The 16,229-nt window shown below is 64.9% G+C and carries 16 protein-coding genes; 3 read left to right on the top strand and 13 right to left on the bottom strand.

Features of this window, described 5'->3' with window-relative positions; all coding sequences use genetic code 11:
• The 3 genes from L995_RS03675 to L995_RS03665 form a co-directional block, all read left to right on the top strand.
• The coding region (locus tag L995_RS03675) for an ABC transporter permease (RefSeq protein WP_047469215.1) at nucleotides 1–992 on the top strand (992 nt) is incomplete at its 5' end.
• A gap of 16 nt (nucleotides 993–1,008) precedes the next feature.
• Nucleotides 1,009–2,076 (top strand): PLP-dependent cysteine synthase family protein, encoded by a 1,068-nt coding sequence (locus L995_RS03670; RefSeq protein ID WP_016447693.1) that lies wholly within the window; start codon nucleotides 1,009–1,011, stop codon nucleotides 2,074–2,076.
• Between the two features lie 3 nt (nucleotides 2,077–2,079).
• The gene (locus L995_RS03665) at nucleotides 2,080–3,192 is read left to right on the top strand and encodes a lipocalin-like domain-containing protein (protein WP_047469212.1); all 1,113 of its coding nucleotides are present in this window, start codon (nucleotides 2,080–2,082) and stop codon (nucleotides 3,190–3,192) included.
• 152 nt (nucleotides 3,193–3,344) lie between these two features.
• Here the strand turns inward: L995_RS03665 and L995_RS03660 are convergent, their stop codons facing one another.
• From L995_RS03660 to nuoI, 13 genes are all read right to left on the bottom strand, one after another.
• Entirely contained in the window at nucleotides 3,345–4,343 is a 999-nt protein-coding gene (locus L995_RS03660) for a branched-chain amino acid ABC transporter permease (protein WP_016447695.1), read from the bottom strand.
• A gap of 27 nt (nucleotides 4,344–4,370) precedes the next feature.
• Entirely contained in the window at nucleotides 4,371–5,255 is an 885-nt protein-coding gene (locus L995_RS03655; protein ID WP_012206960.1) for a branched-chain amino acid ABC transporter permease, read from the bottom strand.
• 57 nt (nucleotides 5,256–5,312) lie between these two features.
• On the bottom strand, nucleotides 5,313–6,509 hold the full coding sequence (locus L995_RS03650; protein ID WP_016447696.1) for an ABC transporter substrate-binding protein: 1,197 nt from the start codon (nucleotides 6,507–6,509) through the stop codon (nucleotides 5,313–5,315).
• 100 nt (nucleotides 6,510–6,609) lie between these two features.
• Nucleotides 6,610–7,320, bottom strand: coding sequence for an ABC transporter ATP-binding protein (locus L995_RS03645; protein WP_016447697.1), 711 nt, complete (start codon nucleotides 7,318–7,320; stop codon nucleotides 6,610–6,612).
• Between the two features lies 1 nt (nucleotide 7,321).
• Nucleotides 7,322–8,092, bottom strand: a complete 771-nt coding sequence (locus L995_RS03640; protein WP_016447698.1) for an ABC transporter ATP-binding protein — start codon at nucleotides 8,090–8,092, stop codon at nucleotides 7,322–7,324.
• Nucleotides 8,093–8,705: 613 nt separating this feature from the next.
• Nucleotides 8,706–9,215 carry a DUF1178 family protein gene (locus L995_RS03635; protein WP_034363788.1) on the bottom strand — a complete coding sequence of 170 codons (510 nt, stop codon included), beginning with the start codon at nucleotides 9,213–9,215 and terminating at the stop codon, nucleotides 8,706–8,708.
• Between the two features lie 38 nt (nucleotides 9,216–9,253).
• A complete protein-coding gene (locus L995_RS03630) occupies nucleotides 9,254–9,559 on the bottom strand; it encodes a DUF2818 family protein (RefSeq protein ID WP_016447700.1) in 306 nt (101 codons plus the stop codon).
• 55 nt (nucleotides 9,560–9,614) lie between these two features.
• A complete protein-coding gene (gene nuoN / locus L995_RS03625) occupies nucleotides 9,615–11,108 on the bottom strand; it encodes an NADH-quinone oxidoreductase subunit NuoN (RefSeq protein ID WP_047469209.1) in 1,494 nt (497 codons plus the stop codon).
• A 24-nt stretch (nucleotides 11,109–11,132) separates the two neighbouring features.
• Nucleotides 11,133–12,608 carry an NADH-quinone oxidoreductase subunit M gene (locus tag L995_RS03620; RefSeq protein WP_016451214.1) on the bottom strand — a complete coding sequence of 492 codons (1,476 nt, stop codon included), beginning with the start codon at nucleotides 12,606–12,608 and terminating at the stop codon, nucleotides 11,133–11,135.
• Between the two features lie 16 nt (nucleotides 12,609–12,624).
• Complete coding sequence (nuoL, locus tag L995_RS03615) at nucleotides 12,625–14,649, bottom strand: NADH-quinone oxidoreductase subunit L (RefSeq protein ID WP_016447703.1); 2,025 nt, start codon at nucleotides 14,647–14,649, stop codon at nucleotides 12,625–12,627.
• 53 nt (nucleotides 14,650–14,702) lie between these two features.
• Nucleotides 14,703–15,011 carry an NADH-quinone oxidoreductase subunit NuoK gene (gene nuoK, locus L995_RS03610; protein WP_016447704.1) on the bottom strand — a complete coding sequence of 103 codons (309 nt, stop codon included), beginning with the start codon at nucleotides 15,009–15,011 and terminating at the stop codon, nucleotides 14,703–14,705.
• Nucleotides 15,008–15,676 (bottom strand): NADH-quinone oxidoreductase subunit J, encoded by a 669-nt coding sequence (locus tag L995_RS03605; protein WP_012206970.1) that lies wholly within the window; start codon nucleotides 15,674–15,676, stop codon nucleotides 15,008–15,010. The genes nuoK and L995_RS03605 overlap by 4 nt, the downstream gene beginning before the upstream one ends.
• A 34-nt stretch (nucleotides 15,677–15,710) precedes the next feature.
• Nucleotides 15,711–16,220 (bottom strand): NADH-quinone oxidoreductase subunit NuoI, encoded by a 510-nt coding sequence (gene nuoI / locus L995_RS03600; protein WP_016447705.1) that lies wholly within the window; start codon nucleotides 16,218–16,220, stop codon nucleotides 15,711–15,713.
• Between the last annotated feature and the right edge of the window lie 9 nt (nucleotides 16,221–16,229).

Below are 16,229 nucleotides of genomic sequence, written 5' to 3'. Positions count from 1 at the left end.
CAGGCCGTTCCGATGCCGCGCCCCTGCCCGCCGATCTGGCCGCGCGCATTGCCGCCCTGCCTGGCGTGCAGCGCGCCCAGCCCATGCGCAGCACCAGCCTGTGGCTCAGCCCGGATCGCCCTGCCGTCAGCCTGCTGCTGCGTCCGCTGCATGGCCCCCAGGGCCAGCAGTTGCCGTGGATACAAGGCCCCGTGCAAGCGCCCGCTGGCAGCACGCCCGTTTATGTCAGTGAAGCCGTGGCCCAACTCTATGGCGTGCGGCCGGGCCAGGAGTGGCCGCTGCTGGCCCAGGCCCTGCCGTCGGAAGATTCCCGCGTGTTTGTGGCCGGCATCTGGCGCGACTATGTGCGCCAGTTCGGCGCCATCGCCATGGACTGGGACGACTACCAACGGCTTGCCGACGGCAGCGCCACCACAGCAGGCCCCACCGAAATCGCCATCTGGCCGGACGGCGACGACACGGCCACGGAGCAGCAGCTGCAGGCGCGCATCCAGTCGCTGATGACCGGGCCGGGCGCCGCGCAGGCACTGGAGTTCGCCAGCAGCGGCGCGCTGCGCGAGCGCTCCATGCGCATCTTCGATCGCAGCTTTGCCGTGACCTACTGGCTGCAGGCCGTGGCCATCGGCATCGGCCTGTTCGGCATCGCGGCCAGCTTCAGCGCCCAGGTGCTGGCGCGGCGCAAGGAATTCGGCCTGCTGGCCCACCTGGGCCTGACGCGGCGCGACATCCTGGCCGTGGTGGCCGGCGAAGGCATGGCCTGGACCACGGCCGGCGCCATCGCCGGCAGCCTGCTGGGCCTGGGTGTGGCCGTGATCCTGGTGCATGTGGTGAATCCGCAAAGCTTTCACTGGACCATGGAGCTGTCACTGCCGTGGCCCCGCCTTTTGGCGCTGGCTGCCAGCGTGATCGCGGCAGGCACGCTGACGGCCTGGCTGGCCGGGCGTGCGGCTGCAGGGCGCGAGGCAGTGCTGGCGGTCAAGGAGGATTGGTAAGAGGCAGCCTGCGACAATGGCCGCCATGCCGCACACCACCTCCCCCTGGCTGCATGAAGCCATCAACCGCATCGAGGCCGACTACCAGCGCAGTGCCGACACGCACCTGATACCGCTGCCCCTGCCCGGCTTTGCCGGCCTGGGGATCGACCTCTACCTCAAGGACGAATCCACCCATCCCACGGGCAGCCTCAAGCACCGGCTGGCGCGCTCGCTGTTTCTCTATGCGCTGTGCAATGGCTGGGTGCACGAGGGATCGACCATCGTCGAGGCATCGAGCGGCTCCACGGCCGTGAGCGAGGCCTACTTCGCGCGCCTGCTGGGCCTGCCCTTCGTGGCCGTGATGCCGCGCAGCACCTCGGTGGAGAAGATTGCACTGATCGAGTTCTACGGCGGCCGCTGCCATCTGGTGGACAGCGCCGCCCAGGTCTACGACGAGGCACGCGCCGTGGCCGCGCAGGCCGGCGGCCACTACATGGACCAGTTCACCTATGCCGAGCGCGCCACCGACTGGCGTGGCAACAACAATATTGCGGAGAGCATGTTCACCCAGATGCGGCGCGAGCGCCATGCCGTGCCGCGCTGGATCGTGGTGGGCGCGGGCACGGGCGGCACCAGTGCCACCATCGGCCGCTACGTGCGTTTCCAGCGCCATGCCACGGGCATCTGCGTGGCCGACCCCGAGGGCTCGGTGTTCGCCGCCTACCACCGCACGGGCGATGCCACCCTCACCGCGCCGGGCTCGCGCATCGAGGGCATAGGCCGCCCGCGCGTGGAGCCCAGCTTTGTGCGCACGCTGGTGGACCGCATGGAGGAAGTGGCGGACTGCGATTCCCTGGCCGCCATGCGCAGCCTGTCCGCACTGCTGGGCCGGCGCGTGGGGCCGTCCACGGGCACCAACTACGTGGCCATGCTCAGGCTGGCCAGCGAGATGCGCCAGCGCGGCGAGCAGGGCTCCATTCTTTCGCTGCTGTGCGATGCGGGCGAGCGCTACCTGCCCACCTACCATGATGCGGACTGGGTGATGCAGCGCATCGGCGACTGCGGGCCGGCCCAGGCGCGCATCGCGCAGCTGCAAGGCTGATCCATGATGCCCCTGCCCCGCCGCCATCTTCTGGGCCTGGCTGCCGGCCTGGGCCTGGGGGCGGCAGGACTGCCCGCCCAGGCACTGCCGCCACGCACGCTGGTCTTCCCGCGCGACCACGGCAGCCACCCCGGGCTGCGCACCGAGTGGTGGTACATCACCGGCCAGGCACGCGCGGCGGGCCGGGCCTGGGGTTTCCAGATCACCTTCTTCCGGTCGCGCGTGCAGGCCACGCAGGAGCTGCGCTCCGCCTTTGCGGCGCGCCAGCTGCTGTTTGCCCACGCGGCGCTGTGCGATGTGCAGGGCGCCCGCCTGCACCACGACCAGCGCATTGCGCGCGCAGGCTTGGGCATTGCCCAGGCCAGCGAGACCGATGCCGACGTGCGGCTGCAGGACTGGTCGCTGGCCCGCACCGATGAAGGCGCTGCCGAGCGCTATACCACGCGCCTGCGCAGCAGCACATTCGCCCTGGACCTGCGCTTTGACACCCACCTGCCCCCCTTGCTGCAGGGCCGCGCCGGCCTGTCGCGCAAGGGTCCCGAACCCGATCAGGCCAGCTACTACTACAGCCGCCCGCAGCTGCAGGTGAGCGGTACGCTGGAGCTGGCAGGCCAGCGCATGGCGATAGAAGCCGCACGCGAGCCCGGCGACAACCGCGCCTGGCTGGACCATGAATGGAGCCAGGCCCTGCTGCACCCCGAGGCCGTGGGCTGGGACTGGATAGGCATGAACCTGTTCGACGGCGGCGCGCTCACGGCCTTTCGCGTGCGACGGGCGGATGGCAGCGCGTTGTGGGCCGGCGGCTCGCTGCGCGGTGTGGATGGCACGCTGCAGGTCTTCGCCCACGATGCAGTGCAGTTCACGCCGCTGCGCCACTGGAGCAGCCCTGCCAGCGGAGCTCGCTACCCCGTGCAATGGCAGGTGGACACGCCCGCAGGCCGCTTCACCGTGAACGCCCTGGTCGATGACCAGGAGCTGGACAGCAGCGCCTCCACCGGCGCCATCTACTGGGAGGGCCTGTGCAGCCTGCAAAAGCCCACCGGCCCGGGCCAGGAGGCGCGAGCCGGTCAGGGATACCTGGAGATGACGGGCTACGCCCGGCCGCTGCGGATGTAGCAGCATTTCGCATCACCCCATCGAATCCGAATGATGGGCACAACCCACAAAACTGGCGCGGCTAAAACAAGGGACACCGAGCAAGAGCCGCCTCGCGGCGAGGGTGTCGTCCCCCTCCCGCGCAGCGAGAGAGGGGGAAGCGGCGCAGCCGCTCAGGGGGTGCGCTTCTTCTGCAGCCGGACGATCAGCTCGCCCATGATGCCCTTGCGGAACAGCAGCACGCAGACCACGAAGATCAGGCCCGTGACGATGGTCACCGACTCGCCCAGCGTGGAGAACCACTCCACGCCCGTGAGGCGCTGCAGGAAGAGGCCGAACTCGCCGATCTTGTTCTCCAGCATGACCACCACGGCCGATCCCAGGATGGGGCCGGACAGCGTGCCCAGGCCGCCCATCAGCGTCATCAGGATCACGTGGCCGGAGGTGGTCCAGTGCACATCCGACAGCGTGGCAAAGCCCAGCACCACGGTCTTGAGCGAACCGGCCAGGCCCGTGAGCGCGGCCGAGATCACGAAGGCCAGCAGCTTGAAGCGCGCCACGTCATAGCCCAGCGAGGTCGCGCGCGGCTCGTTCTCCTTGATGGCCTTGAGCACCTGGCCGAAGGGCGAGTGGATGGTGCGCACGATCAGCAGGAAGGCCAGGACCACGATGACCAGCGTGACGTAGTACATGGTCATGTCGCTGGCCAGGTCGATGAGGCCGAACAGCTTGCCGCGCGGCACGCCCTGCAGCCCGTCCTCGCCGCCCGTGAAGGGCGCCTGCAGGCACACGAAGAACAGCATCTGGGCCAGCGCCAGCGTGATCATCGAGAAGTAAATGCCCTGGCGGCGGATGGCCAGCCAGCCGAAGATCAGCCCCAGCAGCGCACCGCCGGCCGTGCCGGCCAGCATGGCCAGCTCGGGCGTGAAGCCCCAGCCCTTGATAGCGTAGCCCGTCACATAGGCCGCGCCGCCCAGGAAGGCCGCGTGGCCGAAGGACAGCAGGCCCGTGTAGCCCAGCAGCAGGTTGAAGGCCGAGGCGAACAGTGCGAAGCACATGAGCTTCATCACGAACACCGGATACGCGCCCAGCAGGGGCGCCGCCAGCAGGCCCAGCAGCAGCAGGCCATAGCCCCAGGGGGCAATGCGTTGAACGAGAGTCTTGGATTTCATGTGGTCGGCCCCTTGTCCTCGTTCTTGTTATTTCTCTTTGCCGAACAGGCCGGCGGGGCGGATGAGCAAAACGATGACCATGATGAAGAACACCACGGTGGACGATGCCTCGGGCCAGAAGACCTTGGTCAGGCCCTCGATCACCCCCAGGCCCAGGCCGGTGAGGATGGAGCCCATGATGGAGCCCATGCCTCCGATCACCACCACGGCGAAGACCACGATGATGAGGTTCTGCCCCATCAGCGGCGTGACCTGGTAGACGGGCGCCGCCAGCACGCCGGCAAAGGCGGCCAGGGCCGCGCCGAAGGCATAGGTCAGCGTGATCATCACGGGGACATTGACGCCGAAGGCCTCGACCAGGCGCGGGTTCTCGGTGCCGGCCCGCAGGTAGGCGCCAATGCGCGTCTTCTCGATCATGAACCAGGTGGCCACGCAGACCACGATGGAGGCCAGCACCACCCATGCGCGGTAGTTGGGCAGGATCATGAAGCCCAGGTTGGTCGCGCCCTCCAGCAGCTCGGGCGTGTCATAGCCCAGCCCCGAGACGCCGTAGACCGAGCGGAACAGGCCCTCGATCAGCAGCGACAGGCCCAGCGTCAGCAGCAGGCCGTAGAGATGGTCGAGCTTGTAGATCCAGCGCAACAGGAAGCGCTCGATCAGCACCCCCAGCAGGCCCACCAGCAGCGGCGACAGCACCAGCATCACCCAGTAGTTGATGTTGAAGTAGCTCATGGCCATCCAGGTGACCATGGCGCCCAGCATGAACAACGCGCCGTGGGCGAAGTTGATCACATTGAGCAGGCCGAAGATCACCGCCAGCCCCAGGCTGAGGATGGCGTAGAACGAGCCGTTGACCAGCCCCAGAAGGAGCTGGCTCATCAGGCCTGGCAGGGAAACACCAAAGATTTCCATGGGATGCAGCTGTCGTGGTTGGCCGGGTGGCGGTTGGGGGTCAGTGGCGGCGCGGCGTTACTTCCACAGCGCGCACTTGGTCTCGGCCTTGGTGGTCCAGACCTGGTCGGCGGGCAGCGTGGCCACGACCTTCAGGTAGTCCCAGGGCTTCTTGGACTCGGCGGGCTTCTTGACCTCGACCAGGTACATGTCGTGGGCAAAGGTGCCGTCGGGACGGATCGAGCCCTTGCCGTAGAAGTCGTCGATGGGCGTGCTCTTGAGATGGGCCATGACCTTGTCGGCATCCGTGGACTTCACGGCCTGCACGGCCTTGAGGTAGCTGGTCACGGCCGAGTAGTCGGCGGCCTGGATGGAGGTGGGCATGCGCTTGGTCTTGGCAAAGAAGCGCTCGGCGAACTTGCGCGCCGCGTCGTTCTGGTCCCAGTACCAGCTGGTGGTGAACTGCATGCCTTCGGTGTTCTTCAGGCCCAGGCTGTGGATGTCGGTCAGGAACACCAGCAGGCCCACGGTCTTCATGCTCTTGTTGATGCCGAATTCCTTGGCCGCCTTGATGGCGTTGATGGTGTCGCCACCGGCATTGGCCAGGCCCAGGATCTGGGCCTTGGAGGCCTGCGCCTGCAGCAGGAAGGACGAGAAGTCCGAGGCATTGAGCGGATGCTTGACGCCGCCCACCACCTTGCCGCCCTTGGCCTTGATCACCGCCGTGGTGTCGTTCTCCAGCGCGTGGCCGAAGGCGTAGTCTGCCGTCAGGAAGAACCAGTCCTTGCCGCCGCGCTCCACCACGGCCGTGCCCGTGCCCTTGGCCAGGGCCACGGTGTCATAGGCGTAGTGCACGGTGTAGGGATTGCACTGCTCGTTGGTCAGCGCCGACGAGCCTGCGCCGCTGTTGAAGTGCACGCGCTTTTTCTCATTGGCCACCTGCGACACCGCCAGGGCCGTTCCGGAGTTGGTGCCGCTGAACACCAGCGAGATACCCTGCGTGTCCACCCACTCGCGCACCTTGGAGGCGGCGATGTCGGCCTTGTTCTGGTGGTCGGCGCTCAGCAGCTCGATGGGCTGGCCCAGCACCTTGCCGCCGAAGTCATCGATGGCCATCTGCATGGCGGTGACGGCATTCTTGCCTTCCACGTCCGCATAGAGGCTGGACATGTCGGTCACGAAGCCGATCTTCACCTTCTCCTGTGCCATGGCAAGCGGGCTGGCCAGGCCGGCGGCGGCCAGCATGCACGACAGTGCGGTCAGTTTTGCTTTCATTGGTGTCTCCTTCGCGTTGATGTCTTGGGTTTTTTGTCACAGGGCCATGGCAGGAATGCAGCCGGCGAGCCCCAGGCGCCAGCCACGATGGATATCCGGGTCAGACTCCGAGCAGTTCGTTGAGCACGGGCATCTTGGCCTGCAGCTCGGCCGCGCCGAAACGCTCGACCACATGGCCGTGCTCGACCACGTAGAAGCGGTCGGCCAGCGGCGCCGCGAAGTGGAAGTTCTGCTCCACCATCACCACGGTGTAGCCCTTGGTGCGCAGCATGGTGATCATGCGGGCCAGCGCCTGCACGATGACGGGGGCCAGGCCTTCGGAGATCTCGTCGAGCAGCAGCAGCCGCGCGCCGGTACGCAAAATGCGCGCCACCGCCAGCATCTGCTGCTCGCCGCCCGACAGGCGCGTGCCCTGGCTGTGGCGGCGCTCGGCCAGGTTGGGGAACATGGCGTAGATCTCGTCCACGCTCATGCCCTGCTGGCCGGTCTTGAGCGGCGGCGGCAGCATCAGGTTCTCCTCGCACGAGAGGCTGGAGAAGATGCCGCGCTCTTCCGGGCAGTAGCCCACGCCCAGGTGGGCAATGCGGTGCGTGGGCAGGTGGATGGCCTCCACGCCATTGATCCTGATCGAGCCCTTGCGTGCGCCCGTCAGCCCCATGATGGCGCGCAGCGTGGACGTGCGGCCCGCGCCGTTGCGCCCCAGCAGCGTGACCACCTCGCCGGGCTGGACCACCAGGTCCATGCCGTGCAGCACATGGGATTCGCCATACCAGGCCTGCAGGCCCTTGATTTCCAATGCCGGTGCAGTCATCTCAATGCGCCCCCTGCAACTGGCCGTCGGTGGTGCCCATATACGCTTCCATCACTTGCGGGTTGCGCGAAACTTCCTCGTATGGCCCCTCGGCCAGCACGGCGCCGCGCTGCAGCACCGTGATGCGGTCGGCGATGGTGGAGATCACCTTCATGTTGTGCTCCACCATGAGAATCGTGCGGCCTGCCGAGACCTTCTTGATCAGCTGGGTCACGCGGTCCACGTCTTCGTGGCCCATGCCCTGGGTGGGCTCGTCCAGCAGCATCAGCTCGGGCTCCATGGCCAGCGTGGTGGCGATCTCCAGCGCGCGCTTGCGGCCATAGGGCAGGTTGACGGTGACCTCGTCGGCCAGGTCCTGCAGGCCGACTTCGGACAGCAGCTGCATGGCGCGGTCATTGAGCATGGACAGGCTTTTTTCGCTGCGCCAGAAATGGAACTCGGTGCCCAGCTTGCGCTGCAGGCCGATACGCACGTTCTCCAGCAGCGTGCAATGCGGGAAGACGGCCGAGATCTGGAAGGACCGGATCACGCCACGGCGCGCGATCTGCGCCGGCGCCTCCTGCGTGATGTCCTCGCCGTTGAAACGGATGGTGCCGGAGGTGGGCTCCAGGAACTTGGTCAGCAGATTGAAGCAGGTGGTCTTGCCTGCGCCATTGGGGCCGATCAAGGCATGGATGGAGCCGCGGCGCACCGAAAGGTCCACCTTGCTCACCGCCGTAAATCCCTTGAACTCTTTGGTCAGGTTCCGGGTTTCGAGAATAACGTCGCTCATGTGCGCTTCGCCTGCTCCGTTGATGCTGCCAGCCGCCAACGCGTCGCCAGAGGCTCTGGTGGGCGTTGTGCAGGGTCGGACGCATCGTAGGCTTGCCGACGTTGTGCACCGCAGCGGGAAAACGCCTACGTAGGTGCTCCTAAGCACAGGCCCTGCCCCGCACTGCAGCATGGCGCATCAAGACGAGTCGCCGCAAAAACAAGAAGCAACCACTCACACTTGAAATAATCAAGCAGTCACGGGGCTGCAAGGCGCCGCGGCTGCAGGCGGGCCCTAGGGTTCTCCATCACCTCGGCCCGGCGACGCCCACGCGGAAGGCCAGAGCGCTTCCAAAGAGATAGCAAACTACCCTTTTTGCGGCTTGGCAGACAGCGACCAATGTCTGCTGCCTTACGGGAAACACCCAGGTGGGCAATCTCCCTGTGGCCTGCTCAGTCACTATGCGAAAAGCCGCGGATATGCTTGGGTTTGTCGCCCCATCATTTGAATGGCGACAAAGCGACTCAAAGCGCTATTCAATTAATAGCACCAGGTGATTGCCTGGCATGGGAATTGGCGATCGATCGCCATGAGCGCAATTGTCGCCGCCAAGACAGCATGTGCCCGGAGCAAGTTACTGCAGCGTTTCCTTGCTGCCTTGCGGCAAGGCCAATGGAACCACGGCAATGCCTTCGTCCAGCAATTGCATGGCCTGCTCGGGACTCGCCTTGCCGCGGATGGCGCGCTCTTCGGTCTCGCCGTAGTGCATGCGGCGGGCTTCATCGGCAAAGCGTTCGCCCACGTCCTCGGTCTGCTGCGCGACCTTGCGCGACCACTGCAGCCAGGCGGCCTGCATGGCCTGCAATTGCTCACGCGCCTGGGGCGGCATGGCCGTTGAAGCAGCGGCTGCCGCGCTGGCGGCCGAGGCGGCTGCAGCAGGCTCTGCCGCCGCCGCCGGGGGCAAGCTTGCAGGCTTGGCGCCAAGATTGATGCGGGGGGCGCTCAGGCGCTTGGTGATGTCGCTGTGGCCGCAGACGGGGCACAGCACCAGCTGGCGCTGCAGCTGGCTCTGGAAATCCTCTTCCGAGGCGAACCAGCCCTCGAAGAGGTGGCCCTGCGGGCAATGGAGGTCGAGCACTTTCATCGCGCACCCTCATCCATGAAGCAACCGGCACCGCGGCCTCAGCCGCGGCGGTGAATCAGGAAACGATAGACGAAACCCGGGAATGCCAGTGTCAGGAACAACGCCCCCGTGATGGCATAGAACTCCCAGCCCTGGGGTGCAATCTGCCCCACGCGGCGCTCCAGCAGCAGCGCCACGCCGCCGACGATGAAGTACAGCAGCACCATCTCCAGCAGGCACAGGGCCAGCGGCTTGCGCTGGGTGCGCAGCGGCCCCAGCTGCAGCCAGCGGGGGTTGAAGAAAGGCAAATTGGCTGCCACAAGGGCAGCCAATATCACGAGCCAGATCGAAGCGGTTTGCGACAAGCCGATGTCCTCACCGCAGGGCCTTGCGCGCAAGGCCCTGCACAGGGAAAGTGGATCAGGAAGCCAGGGCGCGCACGACGGCGTCGGCGCACAGGGCCATCAGGCCGCCGGGCAGGATGCCCAGACCCAGCACCAGGGCGCCATTGAGGGTCAGCACCACGCGCACGTCCAGCGAAGCGGAAACGCTGGTGGCGGTGATGGGCTCATCGAAGTACATGACCTTGACGACGCGCAGGTAGTAGAAGGCGCCGATCAGCGACATGACCACGGCGAACACGGCCAGGGCGATGTACAGGCTGTGGCCCGAAGCCACCAGCGCCTGCAGCACCGACAGCTTGGCGTAGAAGCCGACCAGGGGCGGAATGCCGGCCATGGAGAACAGGCAGATCGCCATCACGCCGGCATACAGCGGGCTACGCTGGTTCAGGCCGGCAAAGTCGGCGACCTCTTCGCTCTCGAAGCCTTCGCGGGCCAGCAGCTGGATCACGCCGAAGGCGGCCAGCGTGGTCAGCACATAGGTCACCACGTAGAACATGGCCGAGCTGTAGGCGTTCTCGACGGTGGCCGGATCGACCTTGCCGTCGACCACACCCGACATCAGGCCCAGCAGCACGAAGCCCATCTGCGAGATGGTCGAGTAGGCCAGCATGCGCTTGAGGTTGGTCTGCTGCAGGCCGGCCAGGTTGCCGATCAGCAGAGAGGCAATGGCAAGCACGGCCAGCATCTGCTGCCAGTCGATGGCCAGCGGCAGCAGGCCGTCCACCAGCAGGCGGATGACGATGGCGAAGGCCGCCAGCTTGGGCGCGCCACCGATCATGGTGGTGATGGCCGTGGGAGCGCCCTGGTACACGTCGGGGACCCACATGTGGAAGGGAACCACGCCCAGCTTGAAGGCCAGGCCGGAGACCACGAAGACCAGGCCGAACACCAGCACCTGGTGCTTGATTTCGCCCGAGTTGATGGCCTTGAACACCTGGCCGATGTCCAGCGAACCGGTCGCGCCGTAGAGCATGGACATGCCGTACAGCAGGAAGCCGCTGGCCATGGCGCCAAGCACGAAGTACTTCATCGCGGCCTCGACCGAAGCCGTGTGGTCGCGGCGCAGCGCCACCAGGGCGTAGCTGGACAGCGTCAACAGCTCCAGGCCCAGGTAGATGACCAGGAAGTTGTTGCCCGAGATCATGATGAACATGCCCAGCAGCGCGAGCATGGCCAACGTGAAGAGCTCGCCGCCGCGCAGCATGTCGCGGTCGGCGGCATAGGGTCGGCCGTAGACCAGGGTGACCATCATGGCCACGGTGGCGAAACACTTGAGCCAGTTGCCCATGGCGTCGGAGACGACCATGTTGCCCCAGCCATAGAACGTGTTGCCACTGGAGGCATACATGCCTTGCAGCACGGCCACCACGCCCAGGGTCAGCAGTGTCAGAACATAGGTGCCCGTGCGGCGCGGGCTTTTGACGCCCAGGTCCACCAGGGCGATCACGCAGGCCATGACCAGGAGAAGGATCTCCGGATAGATGGCCAGCCAGCTGATGTTGTCAATCATCTCGATTCTCTCGTTTCAGTCTGGTCACTGCAGCTTGCTCATGGCCACATGCTTGAGCAGCTCGGCCACGGACACATCCATCACGTCAGTGAAGGGCTTGGGATACAGGCCCATGTACAGCACTGCGATGGCCAGCAGACCCAGCACCAGGAACTCGCGGTTGCCGATGTCGGTCAGGCCGCGCACATTGTCATTGGTGACAGGACCCAGGTAGACGCGCTTGTACATCCACAGCGTGTAGGCCGCGCCGAAGATCAGCGCCGTGGCAGCGCCCAGGCCGATCCAGAAGTTGTATTGCACGGCGCCCAGGATCACCATCCACTCGCCGACGAAGCCGGCCGTCGCGGGCAGGCCGCAGTTGGCCATGGCGAACAGCAGCGCGAAGGCCGCGAACTTGGGCATGGTGTTGACCACGCCGCCGTAGGAAGCGATTTCACGCGAGTGCACGCGGTCGTAGAGCACGCCGATGCACAGGAACATGGCGCCCGACACGAAGCCGTGGGCAATCATCTGCACGATGCCGCCGGCAATGCCCAGCGGATTGAAGATGAAGAAGCCCAGGGTCACGAAGCCCATGTGGGCCACGGACGAGTAGGCCACCAGCTTCTTCATGTCCTTTTGCACCAGGGCGACCACGCCCACGTAGATCACGGCGATCAGCGACAGGGCGATGATCAGCCATGCCCACTTGTGCGAGGCATCGGGTGCGATGGGCATGGAAAAGCGCAGGAAACCGTAGGCGCCCAGCTTCAGCATGATGGCGGCCAGCACGGCGGAGCCGCCGGTGGGCGCTTCCACGTGCACGTCGGGCAGCCAGGTGTGGACCGGCCACATCGGCACCTTCACGGCAAAGGCCGCGAAGAAGGCGAAGAAGATCAGCGTCTGGGCCGTCATGGACAGCGGCAGCTTGTGCCAGTCGAGGATCTCGAAGCTGCCACCCGACTGGGTGTACAGGTAGATCACGGCGACCAGGGTCAGCAGCGAACCCATCAGCGTGTACAGGAAGAACTTGAAGGCCGCATAGATGCGGTTGGGACCGCCCCAGATGCCGATGATCAGGTACATCGGGATCAGCGTGGCCTCGAAGAACACGTAGAACAGCAGGCCGTCCAGCGCGCTGAACACGCCGACCATCAGGCCGGACAGGATCAGGAAGGCGCCCATGTACTGGTTCACGCGCTCGGTGATGTTCTCCCACGACGCGATCACGACGATCACGGTGATGAAGGCGGTCAGCGGCACGAACCAGAACGAGATGCCATCCACGCCCAGGTGGTAGTGGATGTTGAAGCGCTCGATCCACAGCGCCTTCTCCACGAACTGCATGGCAGCCGTGCTGTTGTCGAACTGCTGTATCAGCGGCAGCGTGACTGCCAGGCCTGCCAGCGCGCCGACCAGGGCCAGCCAGCGCACTGCCTTGACCTGATCCTCGCGGCCCAGGGCCAGCAGGAGAGCGCCGAAGGCGATCGGCACCCAGATTGAAAGACTCAACCAATGCATTTTTGTTCTTCCCCTACTACTTGTTGAGCCACACGAAATACGTCATGAGAGCGAACACGCCCAGCAGCATGACCAACGCGTAGTGATAGAGATAGCCCGACTGCAGCTTGCGCACCCACTGGCCGATGCGGCCGATGAGCTTCCACGAGCCGTTGACGATGCCGCCATCGATGATGGCCTGGTCGCCAACCTTCCAGAAGAAGCTGCCGAAGGCGCGTGCGCCGCGGGCGAAGATGTTCTCGTAGACCCAGTCCACGCCGTACTTGCCTTCCAGTGCCTGGTAGACACCGATCTTCTGCATGGACGACTTGATGGCGGCAGGCACTTCGGGCTTGACCATGTAGAACAGGTAGGAGACGACGACGCCTGCCAGTGCCAGCCAGAACGGCGCGGCCGTGAAGCCGTGCAGCGCCATGGGCACCCAGCCGTGGATCTTCTCGGCCAGCTCGGCCATGGCGCCGTGCTTGCTGCCATCGACGTGGATCACGCCCTTGAAGAAATCACCGAACAGCATGGGCATCAGTGCCAGGGCACCGATCACCACCGAGGGGATGGCCAGCAGCATCAGTGGGCCGGTCACGACCAGCGGCGACTCATGCGGCTTGGCATCGTGGCCATGGCCGTGGTGGTCGTCATGGGCGTGGTGGTCATCGTGGCCATGGTGGTGCGCATCGGGATTCTGGTCGTAGCGCTCCTTGCCGTGGAAGACGATGAAGTACAGGCGGAAGGAGTAGAAGGCCGTGATGAACACGCCGGCCAGCACCGCGAAGTTGGCGAAGCCAGCACCCGGCAGGTTGGTGGCGTGCACGGCCTCGATGATGGCGTCCTTCGAGTAGAAGCCCGAGAAGAACGGCGTGCCGATCAGCGCCAGGTTGCCCAGCAGGAACGTGATCCAGGTGATGGGCATGTACTTGCGCACGCCGCCCATCCAGCGGATGTCCTGGTTGTGGTGCATGCCCATGATCACCGAGCCGGCGCCAAGGAACAGCAGGGCCTTGAAGAAGGCGTGGGTCATCAGGTGGAACACGGCCACCGAGTAGGCCGAGGCGCCCAGGGCCACGGTCATGTAGCCCAGCTGCGACAGCGTGGAGTACGCGATCACGCGCTTGATGTCGTTCTGGATGATGCCCAGCACGCCCATGAACAGCGCCGTGATGGAGCCGATCACCAGGATGAAGCTCAGCGCGGTGTCCGACAGCTCGTACAGCGGCGACATGCGCGAGACCATGAAGATGCCGGCCGTCACCATGGTGGCGGCGTGGATCAGTGCCGAGATGGGGGTCGGGCCTTCCATCGAATCGGGCAGCCAGGCATGCAGCGGGAACTGGGCCGACTTGCCCATGGCGCCGATGAACAGGCAGATGGCCGTCACCGTCACCAGCAGCCAGCCGGTGCCCGGCAGCAGGGTGTTCTGGATCTCGGGCAGCTTGGCGAAGATCTCGCCGTAGTTCATGGTGCCCGTGTAGGCAGCGATCAGGCCGATGCCGAGGATGAAACCGAAGTCGCCCACGCGGTTGACCAGGAAGGCCTTCATGTTGGCGAAGATGGCCGAGGGCTTGTTGTAGTAGAAGCCGATCAGCAGGTACGACACCAGGCCCACGGCTTCCCAGCCGAAGAACAGCTGCAGCAGGTTGTTGCTCATGACGAGCATCAACATGGAGAAGGTGAACAGCGAGATGTAGGAGAAGAAACGGTTGTAGCCGTCATCTTCCTGCATGTAGCCGATGGTGTAGATGTGCACCATCAGCGACACGAAGGTCACCACGCACATCATCATGGCCGTGATGCTGTCGATCAGGAAACCGACTTCCATCTTCAGCCCGCCGATTTCCATCCAGGTGTAGATGGACTGGTCGAAGCGCGCCCCGTCGAAGATCACGCTGTTGAAGGTGATGGCCGACAGGATGAAGGCGATCAGCACGCCCAAAATCGTGAGGGAATGGCTGCCGCCGCGACCGATCTTGTTGCCGCCGAAGGCCGTGCCCCAGATACCCGCGAGCGCGGAACCCGCCAGCGGTGCCAGCGGCACCGCCAGGAGCATGGATGCAGAGAGTGTTTGACTCATTCTTAAGAACCTTGCAAGTTACGGCGGACTCAACCCTTGAGGGAGTTGAGATCTTCCGCATTGATGCTGGTCTTGTTGCGGAACAGAAGCACCAGGATCGCCAGACCGATGGCCGACTCGGCCGCTGCCACTGTCAGGATGAAGAACACGAACACCTGTCCGTGCATGTCACCCAGATAGCTGGAGAAGGCCACGAAGTTCATGTTGACGGCCAGGAGCATCAGCTCGATGGCCATCAGCAGCACGATCAGGTTCTTGCGGTTCAGAAAAATGCCAACGACGGAGAGCGCGAACAGCATGGCGCCCAGCGTCAAGTAATGGCCCAAAGTCAGCGTCATGCTTTTGTCTCCACGGCGGGGGTTGCCTCGGCGGCCGGTGCCTGCGGCGCCTGGGTGACCGGCACCTTGACCAGCTCGAGGCGATCCTTTGCGCGCACGCGGATCTGCTGGGCCGGGTTCACTGCCTTGCTGTCCTTGCGCTTGCGCAGGGTCAGGGCGATGGCGGCGATCATCGCCACCAGCAGGATCACGGCAGCGATCTCGACGGGGTACAGGTATTCGGTGTACAGCAGCTTGCCCAGGGCCTGGGTGTTGGAGTACTGCACGGTCTGGCCGGCAGCGTTGACCGTGGCCGCAATGGCCTTGGGCTCCTCGACGCCGCTGAAGCCGCCCATCAGCACCATGCCCATTTCAAAGGCAATCAGTGCGCCGATCAGGGCAGCGAAGGGGAAATGCTTCCAGAAGCCCTGGCGCACGGCGTCGATGCGGATGTCCAGCATCATCACCACGAACAGGAACAGCACCATCACGGCGCCCAGGTAGACCAGCACCAGGGTCACGCCCAGGAACTCGGCCTTGAGCAAAAGCCAGATGCCGGCAGCCTGCGAGAAGGCCAGGATCAGGTTGAGCACGGCGTGCACGGGGTTGCGCGCCGTGACGACCCGGAAGGCTGCAAACAGCAGCACGACCGAGAACAGATAGAAGAAACCAGTTTTGGCGTCCATGGATCGAATCTTTTCAAGTGATCAAGGAGCCGCTTCAGCGGTACTTGGCGTCCGCAGCCTTGGCGGCGGCAATCTCGGGTTCGTAGCGATCGCCAACGGCCAGCAGCATGTCCTTGGTGAAGTACAGGTCGCCGCGCTTTTCTCCGTGGTATTCGAAGATATGCGTCTCGACGATGGAATCCACCGGGCAGCTTTCCTCGCAGAAGCCGCAGAAGATGCACTTGGTCAGGTCGATGTCGTAGCGCGTGGTGCGGCGCGAGCCGTCGTCACGCACATCGGACTCGATGGTGATGGCCATGGCCGGGCAGACCGCTTCGCACAGCTTGCAGGCGATGCAGCGCTCTTCGCCGTTGTCATAACGGCGCAGGGCGTGCAGTCCGCGAAAACGCGGCGACAGAGGTGTCTTTTCTTCGGGGAACTGCACCGTGACCTTGCGGCGGAAGGTGTAGCGGCCAGTCAGGGCCATGCCCTTGGCCAGTTCCCAGAGCATGAAGCTCTTGAAGAAATCTTTGATCGAAAATGGGGTAGCAGCAACCGCAGACATTCTTGCTCC

It is taken from the genome of Delftia sp. ZNC0008 (genome assembly GCF_000799035.1).
Lineage (GTDB): Bacteria > Pseudomonadota > Gammaproteobacteria > Burkholderiales > Burkholderiaceae_C > Comamonas > Comamonas tsuruhatensis.
This window is presented reverse-complemented; position numbering and strand designations above follow the sequence as displayed.

What these genes read in the sequence shown, in the direction of transcription:
- L995_RS03670 (WP_016447693.1), top strand. Translation starts at nt 1,009, where the DNA reads ATGGCCGCCATGCCGCACACCACCTCCCCCTGGCTGCATGAAGCCATC.
- L995_RS03665 (WP_047469212.1), top strand. Translation starts at nt 2,080, where the DNA reads ATGATGCCCCTGCCCCGCCGCCATCTTCTGGGCCTGGCTGCCGGCCTG.
- L995_RS03660 (WP_016447695.1), bottom strand. Translation starts at nt 4,343, where the DNA reads ATGAAATCCAAGACTCTCGTTCAACGCATTGCCCCCTGGGGCTATGGC.
- L995_RS03655 (WP_012206960.1), bottom strand. Translation starts at nt 5,255, where the DNA reads ATGGAAATCTTTGGTGTTTCCCTGCCAGGCCTGATGAGCCAGCTCCTT.
- L995_RS03650 (WP_016447696.1), bottom strand. Translation starts at nt 6,509, where the DNA reads ATGAAAGCAAAACTGACCGCACTGTCGTGCATGCTGGCCGCCGCCGGC.
- L995_RS03645 (WP_016447697.1), bottom strand. Translation starts at nt 7,320, where the DNA reads ATGACTGCACCGGCATTGGAAATCAAGGGCCTGCAGGCCTGGTATGGC.
- L995_RS03640 (WP_016447698.1), bottom strand. Translation starts at nt 8,092, where the DNA reads ATGAGCGACGTTATTCTCGAAACCCGGAACCTGACCAAAGAGTTCAAG.
- L995_RS03635 (WP_034363788.1), bottom strand. Translation starts at nt 9,215, where the DNA reads ATGAAAGTGCTCGACCTCCATTGCCCGCAGGGCCACCTCTTCGAGGGC.
- nuoN (WP_047469209.1), bottom strand. Translation starts at nt 11,108, where the DNA reads ATGATTGACAACATCAGCTGGCTGGCCATCTATCCGGAGATCCTTCTC.
- L995_RS03620 (WP_016451214.1), bottom strand. Translation starts at nt 12,608, where the DNA reads ATGCATTGGTTGAGTCTTTCAATCTGGGTGCCGATCGCCTTCGGCGCT.
- nuoL (WP_016447703.1), bottom strand. Translation starts at nt 14,649, where the DNA reads ATGCTCCTGGCGGTGCCGCTGGCACCGCTGGCGGGTTCCGCGCTCGCG.
- nuoK (WP_016447704.1), bottom strand. Translation starts at nt 15,011, where the DNA reads ATGACGCTGACTTTGGGCCATTACTTGACGCTGGGCGCCATGCTGTTC.
- L995_RS03605 (WP_012206970.1), bottom strand. Translation starts at nt 15,676, where the DNA reads ATGGACGCCAAAACTGGTTTCTTCTATCTGTTCTCGGTCGTGCTGCTG.
- nuoI (WP_016447705.1), bottom strand. Translation starts at nt 16,220, where the DNA reads ATGTCTGCGGTTGCTGCTACCCCATTTTCGATCAAAGATTTCTTCAAG.